General features: G+C 41.1%; 16 protein-coding genes. 9 read left to right on the top strand and 7 right to left on the bottom strand.

All coding sequences use genetic code 11. The annotated features are described in order from the left end of the window. Nucleotides 1-4: 4 nt before the first annotated feature. Genes J8M01_RS20655 through rluB form a run of 3 tightly spaced genes read left to right on the top strand, consistent with a single transcriptional unit; the run spans nt 5 to nt 2,302 of the window. Nucleotides 5-805 carry a ScpA family protein gene (locus J8M01_RS20655; RefSeq protein WP_210996675.1) on the top strand — a complete coding sequence of 267 codons (801 nt, stop codon included), beginning with the start codon at nt 5-7 and terminating at the stop codon, nt 803-805. A 49-nt stretch (nt 806-854) separates the two neighbouring features. After that, the gene (gene scpB / locus J8M01_RS20650) at nt 855-1,439 is read left to right on the top strand and encodes an SMC-Scp complex subunit ScpB (RefSeq protein WP_211059181.1); all 585 of its coding nucleotides are present in this window, start codon (nt 855-857) and stop codon (nt 1,437-1,439) included. Continuing rightward, entirely contained in the window at nt 1,436-2,302 is an 867-nt protein-coding gene (gene rluB / locus J8M01_RS20645) for a 23S rRNA pseudouridine(2605) synthase RluB (protein WP_192507611.1), read from the top strand. Before scpB ends, rluB begins: the two co-directional genes overlap by 4 nt. 89 nt (nt 2,303-2,391) lie before the next feature. Here the strand turns inward: rluB and J8M01_RS20640 are convergent, their stop codons facing one another. Then, on the bottom strand, nt 2,392-3,135 hold the full coding sequence (locus tag J8M01_RS20640) for a YciK family oxidoreductase (protein ID WP_192507610.1): 744 nt from the start codon (nt 3,133-3,135) through the stop codon (nt 2,392-2,394). A 196-nt stretch (nt 3,136-3,331) separates the two neighbouring features. On the opposite strand from J8M01_RS20640, the gene J8M01_RS20635 reads away from it, so the two are divergent. Both J8M01_RS20635 and sohB read left to right on the top strand, forming a co-directional pair. Next, nucleotides 3,332-5,743: a VolA/Pla-1 family phospholipase gene (locus J8M01_RS20635; protein WP_211059180.1), complete on the top strand. Its 2,412-nt coding sequence runs from the start codon at nt 3,332-3,334 to the stop codon at nt 5,741-5,743. Between the two features lie 74 nt (nt 5,744-5,817). Continuing rightward, the gene (sohB, locus tag J8M01_RS20630) at nt 5,818-6,822 is read left to right on the top strand and encodes a protease SohB (RefSeq protein ID WP_211059179.1); all 1,005 of its coding nucleotides are present in this window, start codon (nt 5,818-5,820) and stop codon (nt 6,820-6,822) included. A 76-nt stretch (nt 6,823-6,898) separates the two neighbouring features. On the opposite strand, the gene J8M01_RS20625 is transcribed toward sohB, so the two are convergent. From J8M01_RS20625 to J8M01_RS20610, 4 genes are all read right to left on the bottom strand, one after another. After that, the gene (locus J8M01_RS20625; protein WP_192507607.1) at nt 6,899-7,273 is read right to left on the bottom strand and encodes a PH domain-containing protein; all 375 of its coding nucleotides are present in this window, start codon (nt 7,271-7,273) and stop codon (nt 6,899-6,901) included. Between the two features lie 2 nt (nt 7,274-7,275). Beyond that, a complete protein-coding gene (locus J8M01_RS20620; RefSeq protein WP_210996641.1) occupies nt 7,276-8,178 on the bottom strand; it encodes an ABC transporter ATP-binding protein in 903 nt (300 codons plus the stop codon). Continuing rightward, entirely contained in the window at nt 8,175-8,984 is an 810-nt protein-coding gene (locus J8M01_RS20615) for a hypothetical protein (protein ID WP_211059178.1), read from the bottom strand. Before J8M01_RS20615 ends, J8M01_RS20620 begins: the two co-directional genes overlap by 4 nt. Nucleotides 8,985-9,087: 103 nt before the next feature. After that, a complete protein-coding gene (locus J8M01_RS20610) occupies nt 9,088-10,908 on the bottom strand; it encodes a M2 family metallopeptidase (RefSeq protein ID WP_210996639.1) in 1,821 nt (606 codons plus the stop codon). Nucleotides 10,909-11,052: 144 nt separating this feature from the next. Here J8M01_RS20610 and J8M01_RS20605 point away from each other — a divergent pair, with 144 nt between their 5' ends. After that, entirely contained in the window at nt 11,053-13,311 is a 2,259-nt protein-coding gene (locus tag J8M01_RS20605; RefSeq protein WP_211059177.1) for an acyl-CoA dehydrogenase, read from the top strand. Between the two features lie 47 nt (nt 13,312-13,358). On the opposite strand, the gene J8M01_RS20600 is transcribed toward J8M01_RS20605, so the two are convergent. Both J8M01_RS20600 and J8M01_RS20595 read right to left on the bottom strand, forming a co-directional pair. Next, entirely contained in the window at nt 13,359-14,363 is a 1,005-nt protein-coding gene (locus tag J8M01_RS20600) for a hypothetical protein (protein WP_211059176.1), read from the bottom strand. A 274-nt stretch (nt 14,364-14,637) separates the two neighbouring features. Then, nucleotides 14,638-14,952: a hypothetical protein gene (locus J8M01_RS20595; protein WP_192507601.1), complete on the bottom strand. Its 315-nt coding sequence runs from the start codon at nt 14,950-14,952 to the stop codon at nt 14,638-14,640. 589 nt (nt 14,953-15,541) lie between these two features. On the opposite strand from J8M01_RS20595, the gene J8M01_RS20590 reads away from it, so the two are divergent. The 3 genes from J8M01_RS20590 to J8M01_RS24265 all read left to right on the top strand — a co-directional run bounded on the left by J8M01_RS20590 (nt 15,542) and on the right by J8M01_RS24265 (nt 19,160). Beyond that, the gene (locus J8M01_RS20590) at nt 15,542-18,208 is read left to right on the top strand and encodes a TonB-dependent receptor (protein ID WP_210996636.1); all 2,667 of its coding nucleotides are present in this window, start codon (nt 15,542-15,544) and stop codon (nt 18,206-18,208) included. A gap of 458 nt (nt 18,209-18,666) precedes the next feature. Next, entirely contained in the window at nt 18,667-18,933 is a 267-nt protein-coding gene (locus tag J8M01_RS20585; RefSeq protein WP_211059175.1) for a hypothetical protein, read from the top strand. 98 nt (nt 18,934-19,031) lie between these two features. Then, nucleotides 19,032-19,160 carry a hypothetical protein gene (locus J8M01_RS24265; RefSeq protein ID WP_282100539.1) on the top strand — a complete coding sequence of 43 codons (129 nt, stop codon included), beginning with the start codon at nt 19,032-19,034 and terminating at the stop codon, nt 19,158-19,160. Nucleotides 19,161-19,240 lie beyond the last annotated feature (80 nt).

Genomic DNA, 19,240 nt, shown 5'->3' with positions numbered 1-19,240 from the left:
AATAATGACCGTTGTATCAGACACCCCCCAACCGTTTGCTTTTTTAAATGGGCAAGCGGTTATTGAAAAGCCAGAAGATTTATATATTCCGCCCGATGCATTAGAGATTATTCTTGAGACATTCGAAGGTCCGCTGGACTTACTATTATATTTAATCAAGCGGCATAAACTCGATATTTTAGAGTTACCGATTCTAAGTATCACGCAACAATATGTGGCTTATGTTGAGTTGATGACAGAGTTTCGACTTGAGCTGGCTGGTGAATATTTAGTCATGGCAGCCTTGCTAGCCCAAATTAAATCGAGAATGCTGCTGCCTGTACACGAAGAGCTTGAGGAGGAGGAAGATCCTAGGGCTGAGTTGGTACGCAGGTTACAAGAGTATGAGCAATTTAAAGTTGCCGCAGAAAATTTAGACGAACTTCCCAGAGTTGAGCGAGATATTTTTGTTGCGCATGCTTTATTTGATGACAGTGACGCGTCGATTTCAGAGCGCCCTGATATTGACGTAAAGGAATTATTATTGGCATTAACTGAGGTCATGGCACGTGCACGAACTTTTGATCATCATCAAGTGAGTGCCGAGTCGCTTTCTACAAGAGAGCGAATGAGTGACATTTTACAGTATTTATCAGATCATGACGGGCCGTGTGCTTTTACTAATTTATTTAGTATAGACGAGGGGCGAAGTGGGGTTGTTGTCACATTTATTGCAATTTTGGAGTTGATTAAGGAACAATTAATAGATTGTTTGCAAGTTTCACCTTCAAGTCAGATTTATTTAAGTTTACAACTACAAGAGTAGTCTTTCCTCTGTCATAATAGGGGATTGTGTTTTGCTTTTGGTGTAAAGAATGCGGCGTGTTAGTGATGAGCAGTTAGTAGAGCTAATAGAAGCTGCCATTTTTGTTTCAGATAAACCATTGTCAAAAAAGCGATTAAAAGAAACAGTATTGAAAGATATTGCAGCCTCAAATATGAGAATTGATGAGGCTATTAACTCTATTTCAGAGCATTATCAAGTTCGCGGTATTCAACTTGTAGTAGTTGGCAGCGGGTATCGCTTTCAAGCGTGTAAAAGGTTGACACCTTGGTTGAGTCATTTGTGGCAAGAAAAAGCACCAAAATACTCACGTGCAACCTTAGAAACATTGGCGTTAATTGCGTATAGACAGCCGATTACACGTGGTGAAATAGAGCAAGTACGAGGCGTTTCAGTAAGCTCAAATATAATGAAGAGCTTGCAGGAACGGGAATGGATTAAAGTTGTGGGCTATAAAGAAGTGCCGGGTAAGCCTGCACTATACGCAACGACCAACCAATTTTTAGATTATTTTTCGTTGTCTGGTTTAAGTATGTTGCCTGATTTACCTGAGCAGCATGACGTTAAAATTGACCAGATATTAAGCGATCCTTCTGTGAGAGAATCATCCGAATGAGTGAGAAGTTACAAAAAGTATTAGCCCGAGCTGGTGTGGGTTCGCGCCGTGAAATGGAAAAGTACATCGACGCAAACCGCGTCAGTGTAGATGGCAAGGTTGCAAAGCTAGGTGACCGAGTTGAAGAGGATGCATTGATCCGTGTCGATGGCCACATTGTTAAAATAGAGCAAGAAGTAGATCGTATTTGTCGTGTGGTTATGTATCATAAGCCGGAAGGCGAGTTGTGTACCCGAAAAGATCCTGAAGGGCGCCGTACTGTATTTGATAGGCTCCCTCGTATAGATGGTGAACGATGGATTGCGATCGGACGTTTGGATATTAACACATCAGGGTTATTGTTATTTACGAACGATGGTGAATTAGCAAATCGGTTAATGCACCCCAAGTATGAAGTAGAAAGAGAATACTCTGCACGCGTTTTTGGTGAAGTTACGAATGAAACATTACGTACATTAACGAAAGGCGTAGAGCTAGAAGATGGCCATGCAAAATTCCTTAATATTAAGCCAATGGGTGGCGAAGGAATAAATAAGTGGTTTAATGTTATGTTGACCGAAGGTCGAAATCGCGAAGTACGACGTTTATGGCAATCTCAAGATGTTGAGGTATCGCGTTTGATCCGCATCCGGTATGGAAAACTAGAGCTAAATAAACGATTACCGCAAGGTGGCTGGGAAGAGCTTGAGCTGGCGGATGTAAATTACTTAAGAAAGTCAGTTCGTTTGCCTAATGAAACGCAAACGAAGTTGTCTGTTATGCCTGAAAAACGCAAAGATAAGCGTGCGAAAATCAATCAAATTCGTAAGGCCGTTAAAAAACATAATCAACGGGCTCAAAAGCCAAAACGTCGTCAATCGTAAGTCGAGATGGTTCGAGATGATATAAAAGCCGCTAATTAAGCGGCTTTTTTCATCACTGACTTGTACATCGAATCAATATTGAACTTATGCTACTTTGGTTGAGCATCAATTGATTGACCATTTACAGTGGCTGAATCTTCACTCATTAAGTAGAGGTAAGTAGGCATTAAATCTTCAGCTGTTTTCAATGTGTCTTTGTCTTCTCCGGGAAAAGCAGAAGCACGCATGCTGGTTCGAGTTGCGCCTGGGTTAATGCAATTGATGCGGATATTGGTTTTACCGACTTCAGCAGCCCAAGTTTGCATCATGCCTTCAGTGGCAAATTTAGAAATCGCATAAGGTCCCCAAAATTCACGACCTTGACGCCCAACTCCAGAAGAAGTGAATACAACAGATGCAGAAGCAGATTTTCTCAGTAATGGGAACATGTATTTAGTGATCATAGCTTGCGCAGTGACGTTTACTTTCATAATATTTTCAAAAGTAGATACGCAAAAATGCTCAAGGGGCCCAAGTGAACCTAAAATAGAGGCATTATTGAGTAGTCCATCTAATTGTCCAAATTGCTGCTCAATCGTAGCAGCAAGATCCCGGTAGTTTTGTTTTGTTGCGCCACGCATATCTAAAGGTACAATAGCTGGCTTAGGATAGCCAAGATTGACTATCTCATCGTAAACACATTCGAGTTTTTGTGTTGTTTTGCCCAGTAGGATTACAGTAGCGCCGTGTTTTGCGTAAGTAATAGCAGCTACGCGGCCAATTCCGTCGCCTGCGCCAGTAATAAGTATGGTTTTATTTTCTAAGGCATTTGCCGCAGCTTGATAGTTGTGCATCGTGGACCCCAAATTAGAACTTTTGGACATTTTATCATAGCAATCACTCAAGTTATCGAATTTATTGTAAATATAAGTGGCGAAAGGCTACACTTTGCGTTAACTTTAACTGGTCTAATGTCTTATTAAAAATACGATTACAAAAATTTAACTAATTACAGCAAAATAATAATAAGATTCTGTCGGAGCCTAAAAAATGAAAAAAATGCTACTCTCACTCGCAGTCACTTCAGTCCTAGCTGGCTGTGGTGGTGGTGAAACATTAGAAGATGTCAAAAATGAAACAACCCCAGTACTTCCTTCTGTTTCAATTAAGTTCGATCCCTCAAATGGGGTTATATCTATACCAAATGATTTATTATTGAGTGGCACCAAAGATGGCACACTCAATTTACCCGGTGAGCTGGATGCAGAAGGCAACCCTGCAATCACACGTGCACACTACGCAAACCCATCATTGGCTTTAGGGGCCTTGGATGGTTGGTCTTCACAAATGCCTTATGTTATTGATTTAAATATGGCCGCTGGAATGAGTGTGAATGGAGACTCAGTAAAAACCCCTGGCTCAGTCCGTATTTTCGAAGTGATAATGGGGACCAGTTCAGCCGACAGTGAGTGTGAAACTAAACCTGTAGGGACTGCATGTAAGTCTATTGCCGAGTTAAGTAATGGGCTGACGGGGGACTTTATCGCTCAGCTAACCAGCTCTGGTGATGGAATTGCGATTCAACCGTTAAAACCTTTTAAACCCGGTTCAACTTATATTACGGTATTAACATCTGGTATCGAAATGGCGGATGGTCGGCCAGTGAAAGCGTCATCGACCTATACATTAGCTAGGCAATCAGCACCACTTGTAACACCAGCTCAGCTTGCGTTACAAGGAGCGATTAATAGTTATGAAGCGGCGGTGACCAGCGGGAGTTTTGATGACGCATTGGGTGCACTAAGCAAAGAAGACATTATTTATTCTGCTGCTGCGACTATTCAGTCGGTCGGCCCAGCAATGAGTGCGGTTAAAGGCTTATTAGCAGCGAGCTTAGCGTCGGGATCGAACCCGAAGTTAGCAGTACCCGAACAGCCTGTAATTACAGTAAGAGATGTGCTGGTTATGGGTGGTCAAGATGCAGCAGCTGTTGCACCATTTCAAGCCATTCAATACATGAAAGGCAGTATTCAGTTGCCTATGTACTCAGGTATGCCACAAGCCACAGGTATAGAGAGTTTAGCTGATACATATTGGCAAGCCAGATGTGATAATGGTGCAGTGGTTGCCGGTTATAAAGCGGCTATTGGAGGTACGTTACCTGCGCCTGAAGCTGGCACTAATGATGCGGCTTGTGCAGCATTATCGAGTGGTTTACTAAGGGACTTTGGACTAGACACAGTCCGTCACGTCACAAAGTTTAACAGTATTCCTAAGCAGCAATGGCTAGCTAATGTGCCGGTGCAAATTACTAAACCAATTCCGCAACTACTCGGTATTGAGCAACCAGCAACAGGGTGGCCAGTTGTTATTTTACAACATGGTATAACCACCAATAAAGAGACCATGTTAGGTTTAACTTTAGCATTAAGTGCGCAAGGCTTTGCCACAGTTGCTATTGACCACCCAATGCACGGTGAACGTGGTATTGATGTTGATAACGATGGCTCTGACGATTTTAATGCCACGACAGGGTCAATCCTGTCATACATGAATTTAACATCATTGTTAGTCGCACGTGATAACTTACGTCAATCAACAGCTGACTTACTTGCACTGCGTTTAGGACTTAATTTTGGTGCCCCAGCAATTGGTTTAAATCCAACAGATGTGAGTTTTGTCGGTCACTCGTTGGGTTCTATTGTAGCACCAAGCTTTATTGCACATACAAACTCCCCTTTGAACGAACAAGTAGATGGGTTGTTTAAAATTCAAAGTGCGGCACTTGCCAGCGGTGGTAGCGGGATTGCTAGCTTCTTAATTGCATCAGAACAATTTGGTTCATTTGTACAAGGCTCAGTGTTGAGCGCAGCGGGTAACGTTGCCTCTAAAGCATTCTTGGCATTCTTAGCCAGCGATGGCGTAGCTGGTTGTACCGCGGAAAACATAGTTCCATGTGGTTATGCTGCGTATATTAAACACTTAACCGAAACCGGAGACACGGCATCATTAGCCGCGATCAATGGGATTATTCAGCAGTTTGCGGTTGCAGCTCAATCTGCATTAGATAGTGCCGACCCATTAAATTATGCTGGGCTTGTGCAAGCGGTGAACACACCAGTGTATATGAATGTTGTGACGGGCGGTGTTGATGGTAATAAGCCGGATACTGTTATTCCACCTACAACGTCGAATCCACTGTCTGGTTCAACACCGTTGGCACGCTTTATGGGATTACAAACCGTGACAGAAGCTGGACCACAACCAGCAGGAAATTATGTGGTTAATTTCAGCCAAGGTCATCATGGGTCAATTATCACCACTGCATTCAGTGAAGGAGCAGGTGGTACAGCGCAAGGTCATGCGATGGCAACAGTTGAAATGCAAACTCAGCTTGTGTCGTATTTAAAATCGAAAGGGTTGTTTTTACAAGTAACTAATCCTGCAGTTATTGCTAATTAATTACAATTAGTTCACTATGAAAAGCCGCTAAATTTAGCGGCTTTTTTTATTGGCAAAGTTTATAGGAGTTCGAGTTGGCATTTTTATTTGAGTATGGCTTATTTTTAGCTAAGGCAGTCACCATTGTTGCTGCAATAGGGGTTATATTAGTTATGATTATTGGTGCAAGCCAAAAGCCAAAAGGAAAAGCTGGAGAAATCGAGCTGAAAGACCTATCAAAACAAATTGATGAAACACGAAACCAATTTATTGAGCAAACATTGGATAAAAAAGCGCTGAAGGCACATAAAAAAGCCATTAAAAAGCAAGATGAGGTTTCGCCGCAAGGAAAGGTCTTTGTGGTCGATTTTAATGGCAGTATGGATGCCCATGAAGTAGAGAGTTTACGTGAAGAAGTCAGTGCGATATTAACAATCGCAGATAAAGAAAAAGATCAGGTGTTAGTGAATTTAGAAAGTGGTGGTGGAGTGGTGCATGGTTATGGCCTTGCAGCATCACAACTGATCCGCGTGAAAGATTATGGCTTACCTCTGACTGTATGTATTGATAAGGTTGCGGCAAGCGGTGGTTATATGATGGCCTGCGTAGCAGATAAAATATTTGCAGCACCTTTTGCGATTGTTGGTTCGATAGGGGTTATTGCCCAAGTCCCTAATTTTAGCAAAATCTTAAAAAAGAATGATGTAGATTTTGAGCAAATAACAGCTGGAGAATATAAACGTACTTTAACTATGTTTGGTGAAAACACCGATAAAGGTCGTGAAAAGTTTAAGGAAGAAATCGAACATACTCATGGGTTATTTAAGGCATTCGTTGCAGAGCATAGATCTACATTAGATATTTCAGCGGTTGCTACTGGAGAGCATTGGTTTGCAACTCATGCTCAGTCGTTTAATCTAGTTGACGAAATAAAAACCAGTGATGATGTGCTGCTGTCATTCAATGAACATTTTCAATTATTTAAGGTGAGCTATAAAATTAAAAAGCCGTTGGCTGAAAAAATAGGCCTTAATTTAAGTGTGATGATTGAAAGGTTAGGTATTTCATTATGGTCAAAAAGCAACAAAATGCGACTGTAACACCACTGTTTGGTTAAACTTGTACGTGTATGAAGCAATGACAACTTCATACACGTACACTGTAACGAAATAATATCTATAGTATATAGCTACTCATGATCTTATATACGTCGTTAATATTATCACCGGCTTTAAACTCTTTTGTGAGCGGCTCTACGTCAGAGCCTACCCAAATCTTGAGTTCTGAGTCCATGTCAAAATGACCGGCGCTTTCTTTGCTAAACTTGGTTATTTTACTGTATGGAATAGAGAGTATTTCCACTTTTGAGCCAGTTACACCTTGTTTATCAATAAGTAACAGACGCTTGTTGGTAAAAACAAACATATCTCGTATTACTTGGTAAGCTTTTTCAATTTCTTCTGACTCAATTAATGTGTCAGCGAGCAACTCATCAAGTTTGTCGTTATCTACTTCACTGGCATTGCCGAGTAATCCGCTTAATAATCCCATGACTAATCCTTCTGAAAAAGTTGGTTTTCAAGAGTATGCCCATTAACTAATTGGCGATACTGCCAGCTTAATTTGTGACAGTATTTAAGCAAGTGTATATCAAATTGTTCAAAGTTGGCTTGATACTCAATAATATATTCTTTGTTTTGGCTCTGGGAAACGTGTAAAACACCATTAAGTTGCTTCAATTGTTCAATGGCATTACGGGGACTATCAATAAGCGTTAATGTAACGTATTGGCTACTGCCTGTACTGGTATCACGGTCATGCGTGGTAAGCTGTCCCTGATTTAAATATAGAACGTGATCACATAGCTTTTCTAGTTCTGCAAGGTCATGAGAGCTTAATATAAAGGTAATATCTTCACTCAATGAGGCAATGACGTGACGTATCTCTCGTGCATTTAACGGATCGAGCCCAGCAGTTGCTTCATCTAGCAGAACTATTTTTGGTTCACCAATAAGCGCTTGTGCGATACAAACACGTTTTTTCATGCCATGAGACAGCTCACTAATTTTAGCGTGGTGATTATCTGCTAAACCAACCAGCTCTAGCACTCTGCTGGCTTCGTTAGTAGCATCAGCTAGGCTTAAGCCCTGTAGTCGAGCATAAAAACTGAGCTGTTTTTGTAATGAGAAACGTGGATCTAAGGTGGCATCCTGAGGTAGGGCGCTGAGTGTACCAAACAGTGAGGGATCACCCAACGGTTTTCCCATAATGCTTACTGACCCTGAACTTGGTCGAAGATACCCACATAATATACTGAATAGGGTTGTTTTACCTGCGCCATTGGGCCCAACCAATGCAACCGTTTGCCCTTGCTTCACCTCAAAACTGACATCATTTAGAGCGTATTTATCACCAAAGTGTTTGGATAGGTTATTAACCTGAATTAAAGAGTTCATAGTGAGCGCCTTCTAAATGTAAATGCACTAAGTGCTAACAAACCAGCGCTCTGTCCTATAGGTAATAGCCAGTTGACCATAGATGTTGAGGTTTGTGGCGCGATATCCAACAATTGCACGCCAGGGAAAGCGTATAATAACCCTGAAATAATAGGCAGGTAGTAACTTAGGTATCCAATGAGTGCATTCGCTAAGGTGAATAACAAAATGGCTAACACAACAGTTAAGCGTGAAGAACTGGATATAAGGTTGAGTAGCGACATGAGTGCGATAAACGGCATAACAATAATAACAAGCTGAAGAATTAACTGTAGGCTAAGTACGAGCCCCGAACCAAATAGGCTCATATCTCGATAAATCATTACGAGAAATGTGGCTAATACGGTGAGCGAGATAAGGATCGCGATAATGAGTAATTGCCCGAGAAAGCGACCCAGTAAGATTTCATCACGTGTACAACGTAAGCTGATAAAGCGAAGTGTCCCTCTTAACCTGTCTCCGACAGTTTGGTCTGAACAGACGAAAATGCAAAAGCCAGGAAAGCTATATAATGCAATTAACCAAAATACCGCTAATTCAGCTTGAGGCCAACTCACGAGCTCTTGTAGCCCGATGTTACCAGCAAGTTCTTGTGCAACCTCAGAAAACTCAGGGCTACTGATAAATGGCACAGCTTGCGCAATTAGATAGTTCAGGATCATAAACCAAACCATGGCAAACGCACTGAGTGCAAGTAGGCCACGCTTGGTAGCGAAGAGGCGTGTTAGCTCAAACTGAGCAAGTTGCCACACTCTAAATAGCGACATAATTTCTCCTTTTTTTGAACAGTACCCTGTTGTGTACTGAATTTAAAGCAGAAAACTGTTTCAGAGTGTGGCAATTGTGACAAATTAATTCACAGTACTTAAATTACCACCCGCATTGGCGGTCTTTATTTTGTTCATCTAAGTAAGTTTGTAGTGGTGCAAAGTAATCAAGCATCGCGGTTGCATCCATTTGTTTGCTGCCAGTGACACTTTCTAATGCTTCCTGCCAAGGACGGCTACTGCCCATTTCTAACATGGTGTTTAAACGCTTACCCGCTTCTTTTGAGTTGTAAACAGAACAACGGTGAATTGACTCTTTGCTTCCGGCAATTTCACACAATGAGCGATGAAATTCAAACTGCAAAATATGGGCTAAGAAATAACGAGTGTAGGGTACATTACCTGGTACGTGATATTTGGCACCTGGATCAAAATGGGTTTCGTTACGTGCGATAGGTGCTTGTACACCTTGGTATTTCTTACGGAGATCCCACCAAGCTTGGTTGTATTGCTCAGGTGATATTTCCCCTGAAAATACCTGCCAGCGCCATTGATCAACCAATAAACTAAATGGAATAAATGCGACTTTGTCGAGTGCCATTTTCATCAATAAGCCAATGTCTTTTGATTCGTCAGGAACCTGTTCTAGTAATCCAATCTCTTTCAAGTAGCCAGGCGTAACGGATAAAGCAATCGTATCGCCAATCGCTTCATGAAAACCGTCATTTGCACTTTCTTGATAATAATAAGGTAGGGTGTTGTAGGCACGTTGATAAAAATTATGGCCTAGTTCATGGTGAATAACTGAAAACTCTTCACCAGTGCGTTGAATACACATTTTGATACGTAAATCATCTTTGTTATCTAAATTCCAAGCTGAAGCGTGGCATTGTACGTCACGATCTTTTGGCTTGGTAAATAAAGAGCGAGTCCAAAATGTGTCTGGCAACTTTTCAAAACCCATCGAGGTAAAGAAGGTTTCTGCACCTTGCACCATTTTTAATTCATCATAATTATGTTTGGCAAGTAATTTAGTTACATCGTAGCCGGGATCTGCATTTTCTGGTGCAACAACATCGTAAATATTACCCCATGTTTGCGCCCACATATTGCCTAACAAGTGCGCAGGAATTGGCTGGTTCTGAGGTACTTTGTCTTCGCCGTACTTTTCACCAAGTTTTGCACGAACATGGCAGTGTAATGCATTATATAAAGGCTTAACTTGGCCCCAGATACGATCTAATTCAGTGGCAAAGTCGTCGGCAGGCATATCATATTTGCTGCGCCACATAGCGCCGGTATCAGCGTAACCTAGTTGATTAGCACCTTCATTTGTTAGGGTTATTTGTTGCGCATATAAAGGGCGCATAGGTTGTGAAACTTGTCGCCATCCTTGCCATAAATCGAGTAATTCTTCATAGTTCCGACTAGAAGCCATTTTTGACGTCATGTCACCTAAACTTAAACACTCGTCTGGCGTTTTACAATAGGCACCTTTTGCATACAGGCCATCTAACTCGGCTTTAAGTGCGGCAAGCTTTCTTGACTTTTCTGGGTCTTGAGGCGCAGGCAGCGTAAGGTTTAATTTTAATTTATTCATTTTTCGACGATTATCGTCACTGAGCTTTACGTTATCAAACCGGGCTGCATCACTGGCTAACTTCACGATGATATCGGTTTGTTCTCTGTTCACATCAGCGGCAAGGCTGGCTGTATCTTCAGTGACAAAGTTTGCGTATATCCATTCTGCGCGGCCAGAGCGTTCAGACAAATCAACTAAGGTTTTTTCTGATTGAGCTAGAAATAGCTCAGCATCTTGCTCTGTTACTTGTTTGTTTTTAGGTGCTGTATTGTTACAAGCTGTCAGAGCTAATGTGCTTGCGACAATCAATGCCCCAAAGCTAAGTTTAAATTGTGGTTTCATGAAATTATCACTTGTTGTTGTAAAAGCAGGGAAATGATAACAGTGAAGATGATGAGCTACAATTACTGTACGATAAATGCAGTGTTAAATTGAGTTTACGCTATATTTTAATTCAATACATAAACTGTGAACAGGAGGTCAAAAATGAGCTTTATTGTATTGGTTATTATCGCTATGTGTGTGATTTTTATGGTGCATTCAATTAGATATAAGTTGGTTACCCTGCCTACCATGAAATACTTTAAATCGGCGCTGCCTACTTTGAGTCAGACCGAGCAAGAAGCGATGGAAGCCGGAGATACTTGGTGGGATACGGAGTTGTTTTCAGGTAAGCCTAACTGGCAACAGTGGCATCAAATAGATGCCCCTAAGCTGAGCGATAAAGAGCAAGCTTTCATTAATACAAAACTTGCTCACCTACTCGATATGCTCGATGAAGAACAAATTCAAGCTGATAAAGATTTGCCTGAAGCAGTTTGGGCGTATTTAAAAAGAGAGGGATTTTTTGCATTTATTATCCCTGAAAAATTTGGGGGGTTGGAGTTTAGTGCACAAGCTAACTCGACCATTGTCGCAATGATTGCCAGCAAAAGCCTCTCTACAGCAGTCACTGTTATGGTACCTAATAGTTTGGGTCCAGCGGAGTTGCTTTTACATTACGGTACACAGACACAGCAAGCCGATTGGTTACCAAAGCTGGCATCAGGCGACGCGTTACCTTGTTTTGCATTAACGGCGTTAGATGCAGGCTCAGATGCTGGTAGTATCCAAGATTTTGGCATTATTTGTGAAGGAGAGTATGAAGGAAAAAGCACGCTTGGCTTACGTCTTACATGGTCAAAGCGGTATATTACGTTAGCACCGGTCGCCACAGTATTAGGCTTGGCTTTTAAGGCCTATGATCCTAATAAGCTATTGGGAGACACTGAAGATTTAGGGATCACATGTGCGCTGATCCCAACCTGTCATCCAGGAGTCAAAGTGGGTGAGAGGCATAATCCCCTTAACCAAGGGTTTATGAATGGCACAACGCAAGGAGAGGATGTATTTATTCCTCTGGATTGGGTCATTGGCTCGCAAGCAGGAGTAGGCAAAGGGTGGCGTATGTTAGTGTCTTGTTTGAGCGCCGGTAGAGGGATCTCTTTACCGGCATTAAGTGCCGGCACGGCGCACTTATGCACGCGAACGACCTCTGCATATACACAAGTTCGGTCTCAATTTGGTGTACCTATAGGGGCTTTTGAAGGCGTTCAAGCAAGCTTAGCTCGAGTGGCAGGGCTGACTTATAGTATTGAAGCGTGTAGGCAAACAACGGCGCAGGCTATTGATATGAAGAAAAGCCCGGCGGTTATTACGGCAATTGCCAAGTATCACCTCACTGAGATGTCGCGAGTTGTAATGAATGACGCGTTAGACATTCATGCTGGAAAAGGCATCCAAAAAGGACAAAGCAATTATTTAGCAAATAATTATATGGGCATTCCTATTTCAATTACGGTTGAAGGGGCTAACATTTTGACGCGCAACCTGATGATTTTTGGTCAAGGTGCAACACGTTGCCATCCTTACATTTTTCAAGAGATACAAACGATTCAAAATAAACCCGCAGATGAAGCGGTTAAACCATTTGATAAACTACTCATGGCGCATTTACAGCATGCTGGTGTCAATGCAATAAAGTGTATTGGCTATGGACTAACCGGCGCTTTATTTTCGGCCTCACCTGTATCGGGGCCCACAAAAAGGTACTATCAGAAATTAAACTGGCTGAGTAGCTGTTTATCGATAAATGCAGAGCTCGCGATGCTGAGGTTAGGTGGTGAGTTAAAGCGTAAAGAGATGCTTTCAGCGCGATTAGGAGATGTGCTGAGTCATTTATACTTAGCGTCATGCGTATTGAAAAAGTATGAACATGATGGCCGCCAGCAAGGTGACCTGCCAAGTGTATGCTACGCAGTGGAATACCATTTGGCGCAGGGATTTACCGCATTAGATGAGTTCATCGATAACTTTGCCAATATGCCAATTGCCTTCGTATTAAAACGGTTAATGTACATTGTGGGTCATGGTTGCAAACAACCCAATGATAAATTGGTGATACAAGTGTGTTCAGCATTGCGCCAAAGCGATGCATCTAGAGAGCGAGTGAGTCATTTATGCCGCATAGGAGATCAAGGTGCTATTCATACTATGGAGCATGCATACAACTTGAGTCGTGCTACTTTTAATTATAGGGCGCTGTTTAATAAATGGGTTAAAGGTCGTGTAGATACTGTTAGTTTGTCATTTATCGAGCAAGTAGAGCTGGCAGTGCAAGAACAAATATTAACTCAAGAGCAATCGGCGTCTCTTTTGGAAGCCGAGAAGTGGCGGATTGCTGCGATTTCAGTTGATGTATATTAACATAAAGAGTGGGGTTAAAAAGCACGCTTTTTAACCCCAAATACGCACTAGAATATATAGGTCAACCATATTCGTAAGGCAATATCACTTTGAGCATCAACCAGTCTTACTTGGCCCCATGATAAAATGATATCCATTTTCACTCTGTCACCGCTTTGATAACTATCTAATTGTGTAATAGGCACAATTGAAGAGTTGCTAACCGTTACGTTATGTTGTACTGCTTGTGGTGCTTTGTTTATGACATCGACACCAACGAATTTAAATACGTCGATAACGATGCGACCAAACTCTCTTTGTAGTGTTTCAAATATTTTAGGTGTCAGCCTGTCAAGTAGGTCTAAGAAAGAGGGAATATCAACATCTACCGCTACATCGGGTCGGAAGTTGGATAAATTAGAATCAATATTTAAAGTTCGATTATGTATGTTGTATCGACCTTTTAAATTGACGCTCGCATAGGTGATTTTAGGGTAAATGTGTACATTAGAGAAAAGTATTTTTTTCGTGATTTTGCCTACTGTAACTGCGTCAAAGCCATGAATTTTGACTGGTACATCGCCATTTGAATTAACCACACCGTCTATTGAGATGACAATATCACCCACAATGGTGGTGTCTATTTTTGATATTTTTCCATCAGATTCATAGGCGATGTTATTCACGATCTGCGTATTTATTTCTTGAAAGTTTTGTCTAATAAGTGAAAATTGGTCCATCGCGGGTTCATAGATGTCTTGAAGCATACCGTCAATGGCAGCATCGTTGGTCGTCAACCCATTAATGTAGCATTCTCCATTGGTCATCAACATGGCATTTTCGAGCCAGTCGTAATTAAGTATATCGTGTACACTGAACTTCCACTCTTCGGCCTTTTTACACGACGCACTATTATATTGATGCGGGTAAATTTTATAGTTGCTATTTGAGGATACAGTTGCTGTTAGCACGAGGTTGGAAAGCATAAATCCGTGAGCATAGCTTTTGTGCGGTAATGCAAAGACACTCAGCAATAATGCAATGGTAAAGCTTAGTCCTTTAAATAATTTCATATAGAGTCATTTTCCTATTTTTAAACGGTTATGTTTTTTTTGTAAAAAACGTTACTTAAACGTATGCGGGTGTGTTTTATTTAGTCGTTGAGGTGTTTTTTTGAACAAGGTTCTATCAGGGAAAGTTTACAAAAAGGCAAAGAGAAGTTCATTTCTAATTTTAGAAGAGAAATAATAAATGCAGTAATACGGTAAACTGTGAGTGTTTTACAGATAATAAGGTTGTTTAGGGGGATTTTATATCAGCCGCTTAATAAAGCGACCGACAATAATGCTAGTTGTTGGGAATGTAACAAATAACGGCTTTTTGATCTGGGTTATCTTGAGTATCTTCGATTAAATAACTGGCTTTTAAGCTGTTTTGGCAGGTACACATATCAAAATGGCTTATCATATAAGACTGACCAAACTCATCTTTATCTGTTTTTGTAATACTGCAGGTTGGTTCCCGCCACCTTGGGTCAAAACCACTTTGTCCTATTGCGACAATTTTTATTTTTTGGCTCAATAATTGTGTGTTAATTTCATCTGATTGCGCAGATACGGTTAACGTCGTGGCTGCAATCAATGCAGCGATTAGCTTTTTCATAATTCATCCTTAAGGTTTATTTTGGTTTATAGAGTTACAACTTTATAACGAAGGTGATTTTATTCATAAAATATCGTAAATCAAGGGTTATTTATTCTTTTGATCAGAGTTTAAGTGAATTGAGTTTCATCAAATGCAATACTGAAATGTATATTGCATGCTATTTGTATTAATATTGCTAATGTATCTAATGCAAATATAGATTCTAATTATGTATTCTCATTTACTTACAATTATCTAAATAATTTTAAGTCGTTTTGTGAAACACGACAAAAGGTAGGCTGTAGAGTGCTTTAAATAAGGTAACAAGAGACTCACCAGGCGCGGCTATGTACCTTTAATGTTAAAAAAATGCGAATTTTAATGCTGTGTGGGGTGTGGTTTTTTTAATCATTCCATTCAGTAAAGCTAAATAAAATAACTAAAGGTACATGTTATAAGGGCTAATTACTGTTTTTTTGTTGTCATTTTGTGTACGTGGTTTTTGTTTTTGTTGTAAATATGTTGATTTGTTTGTCTTTTTAAATTGTGATAAAACTCTATGTGATTAATTAAAACAATAACTTACACTACAACAGGGACAAACATAATGAAGACAACATTTAAGTTCAGTGCATTGTCAGCAGCAATCTTGCTTGCACACTCTGGTTCAGCGCTTGCTGCAGAAGAAAATCAAGTGGAACGAATTGAAGTAACCGGTTCGCATATCAAGCGAACAGATATGGAAGGCCCATCACCGGTTCAATCATTGTCTGCGTCGGATCTTGCGGCAACGGGCTCAACCGATTTAATCGGTGCCCTGCAAAAGTTACCCGTATCAGGCGCTGGTACATTTAGTACACAAGGTAACTCAAGTGATGATACAGCCAATGGGGGATCAAGTGTTGCTTTGCGTGGCTTAGGTGCATCTTCTACGTTAGTTTTAATTAATGGCCGCCGCGTTGCTGTGAGCCCGTTTGCAAAAGACATCGAAACATCATTTGTAGATTTAAACAGTATTCCTATTTCATCGGTTAAACGTATCGATATTCTAAAAGATGGCGCGTCGGCAACGTATGGCTCTGACGCGGTAGCTGGGGTAATTAATATTATCTTACGCGACGATATTGAAGGGTTTGAAGTGTCGGGTAAAGTGTCTGATACAGCCGATGGCGGCGGAGAAGAACACAATTTCACTATTTTGTGGGGCTCATCAAATGACAAGGGCAACCATAACTTCTCGCTAGACTATTTCAAACGCGGCGATATCTTTTATTCAGATAGAGACTACGCGGCTACCGCTGATCAGCGCTTTCGCGGTGGTAACAATGCCCTAAGTTCTTCAGGTATTCCAGGTAGCGTTGAAGTGGTGCGTAGCATGCTGACTGAAGCTCAGTGGAATGCATTGCCTGTGGTACGCGTTGAAGATGATGGCACACAAGTTAGGCAAACGATTTTTGCAGATGTGTGGGGGAATGACAAATGTGACCCTTCGCTGATCATTGGTGATATATGCCGATATGATTATGCACCGCACATGAGTTTAGTGCCATCAACCGAGCGCTATAGCTTTAACTATAATGGTGTGCAAGAAATAATGGATGATGTTGAAGGCTTCGCAGAGTTTTCGGCACAGCATACGTCAACTTTTATTCAAGGGGCTGGCAGCCCAAGTTTTACAGAATTAACAATGAGTGGGACCAACCCAAATCATCCTCTTGCAAACGACCCAAGTCATTTCCTACATGGTGTTGATATTTCAATGCGCCGTCGTACGTTTGATATTGGCAACCGAAAGAAAGATGTGGACTCAGAATATTATCGAGGCGTACTAGGCGCCCGTGGTAACTTTCAAGAGTGGGATTGGGAAGTGGCTTATTCCATGATCCGTTCAAGTGCGGTAGAGCGCGGATTTGACGGTTTCCCGAATAAAGTTAGGGCGCAGCAAGCAATCGATACAGGTTTATGGAACCCGTTTGAACCCAGCACAAATACAGCGGAAGGGTTAGCATTTTTCGAGACCACAACAACACGTTATGGATCATCTACGATGCAATCTTTAGATGGTACTATTTCTGGCGAGTTGTATGAATTAGATGCGGGCTATATCGCTGCGGCATTTGGTTTTGAGCATCGCTATGAGAAAATCGAAGATAACCCAGATAGCCAGTATCTACGTGGCGAGATATTTGGCACAGAAGCAACACAAGCCAATGGCGACCGTGACAATACCGCTGTGTTCGCTGAATTTAGTATTCCGGTACTTGAAACCCTTGAGCTGCAATTGGCCGTACGTCATGAAGATTACAGTGACTTTGGTACAACTACCGACCCAAAAGTGGCATTTCGTTGGTCACCGATTGATGAGCTTGTTGTGAGAGGTTCTTGGGGTACCGCATTTAGAGCGCCTTCGCTGGTTCAGTTACACTTAGGCCGTACCGATGAATCCCCAAGTGTGATTGATAAAGAGCGTTGTCGTCAAACAGGTGCTGAAGTGGATTGTGAACCAACAGAGTACACTGCGGTTGTGGCGGGTAACAAAAACTTGCAGCCAGAAGAGTCTGAAAACTTCAACTTAGGCGTGGTGTGGGAAGCAACAGATAACTTCAGTATTGGTGTTGATTACTGGAATTATGACCAAGAAAACCTGATCAAGAAAATTGGCGCACAAAAACTGGTTGATTGTTGTGGCAGTGATACAAGCCTTGTAGTACGCGCACCAAATCAGGGCAGTACATTGGGTCGTATTTTACAAATTAACGACACCTTTGTGAATATTGGTGGCCGTGAAACAGATGGCTTTGACGTTAATTTAGAATATAAATTAATGACCGACAATTTAGGTGAGTTTAAATTCAATTATAACCTAACGTATGCGCTTAATTTTGAAGAGCAAACGTTTGAAAGTGACGACGCAGGTAATCGTATTAACGTGATTGACGACCGTAACGGTGAATACCAACACCCTGAGCTGCGTTGGACCAGTGGTGTAGATTGGAATCGTGACGATTGGGTGGCAACCTTAAGTGTGAGCCACATTGATTCATATAAAGACTTGGAAGACAGCGATGGCAATAAGTTTGAAATTGACTCATGGACAACCGTTGATACCACAGTCAGCTATGTCGGTTTTGATAAATTGGTACTGACAGTCGGTGCAGCCAACTTATTTAATGAAGAAGCGCCTCAAGCACCATCAGAGTCAATGGGAGTAGATAATAAAACCCACAGTGCACTAGGACGACAAGCGTATATTAAGTTCAATTATAAATTTTAACTAAACGCATATAGTAATACGCGTTGATTAATGTACATTAAAAGCCCAGCGATAAGCTGGGTTTTTTTATGAAATAGTTTCTGTAGGTCACCTTAAACCTCTAAAATGGTAAATAGCGAAATATCGAGGAACGTTGTTGAGCCGCTGAAGTTTTGAGCGCACACATTCAATATATTCATACGTTAAGGTTATATGGCGGTTATGCTGCACAGTGCCCCCGCAGCCCAAAAAGGGGCTAACTCCGCTATTTGTACAGTTTACTGTATCGCTTTATGCTTTTCATTTTGTTGTTGGAAATGACTGAGTTATATGAATTTACCTATTTTGACACCTAACGATATTTTGATTAAAATGCGGCCCCTTTAACTTAGCACTCTACATTATACCTATTAAATCAATAGTAAAAGCGGTAATGCTTACAAAATTGCTTATTTTAAGCGCTTTTTTCAAGTACTGCTTTGGCAAATATATCAAATGTAAAAATTGTCGATGACATTGTATATTTTACGTATTTAAATCAAACCCCAGCAGTATGTGTGGAAGAAGGCAATAGCAATGTTTGGGCGCTTTCTTTAAACACTCAAAATGGCCCTGATTTATGTCGCGCTTTGCTTCATGCTGAATCGTCTACCTTAAAATTAAGGGTTGAATCTACCCAAACCTGCAGTGATAGAGCCGATTATGAAACACCGCGCTATTTCGGTAAGTTACAACTAACTCAGTAAGGTTATTCAGTGTCATCTCTAGGTTATTCTATCGGCAATCTATTGAAGAAAAAGCTCAAGTTGTTAAGGTAGAAGAAACTTCAGATAGTAGTTCAGGGGTGAAATTAGCAGTAAAAGTTCACAATGGTAATAGCTCAATGGCAGCTGAGGGTAATAAAGTTAAGACAGAAGTTACAGCCGTTTTTGTAAAAATTTCAGTTGGGGTGGATTTGGATAAGTTGAAGTGAGAGATATAAATATGGAGTTAAGAAAAATGAAAGTATTTTGGCTTCTCTTAATCGTGTCGCAATTTACTTTATTAGCAATT

The organism is Pseudoalteromonas sp. MMG005 (genome assembly GCF_018101015.1).
Lineage (GTDB): Bacteria > Pseudomonadota > Gammaproteobacteria > Enterobacterales > Alteromonadaceae > Pseudoalteromonas > Pseudoalteromonas aurantia.
The sequence above is the reverse complement of the archived record's forward strand: the minus strand, read 5'-3'. Positions and strand labels throughout refer to the sequence as shown.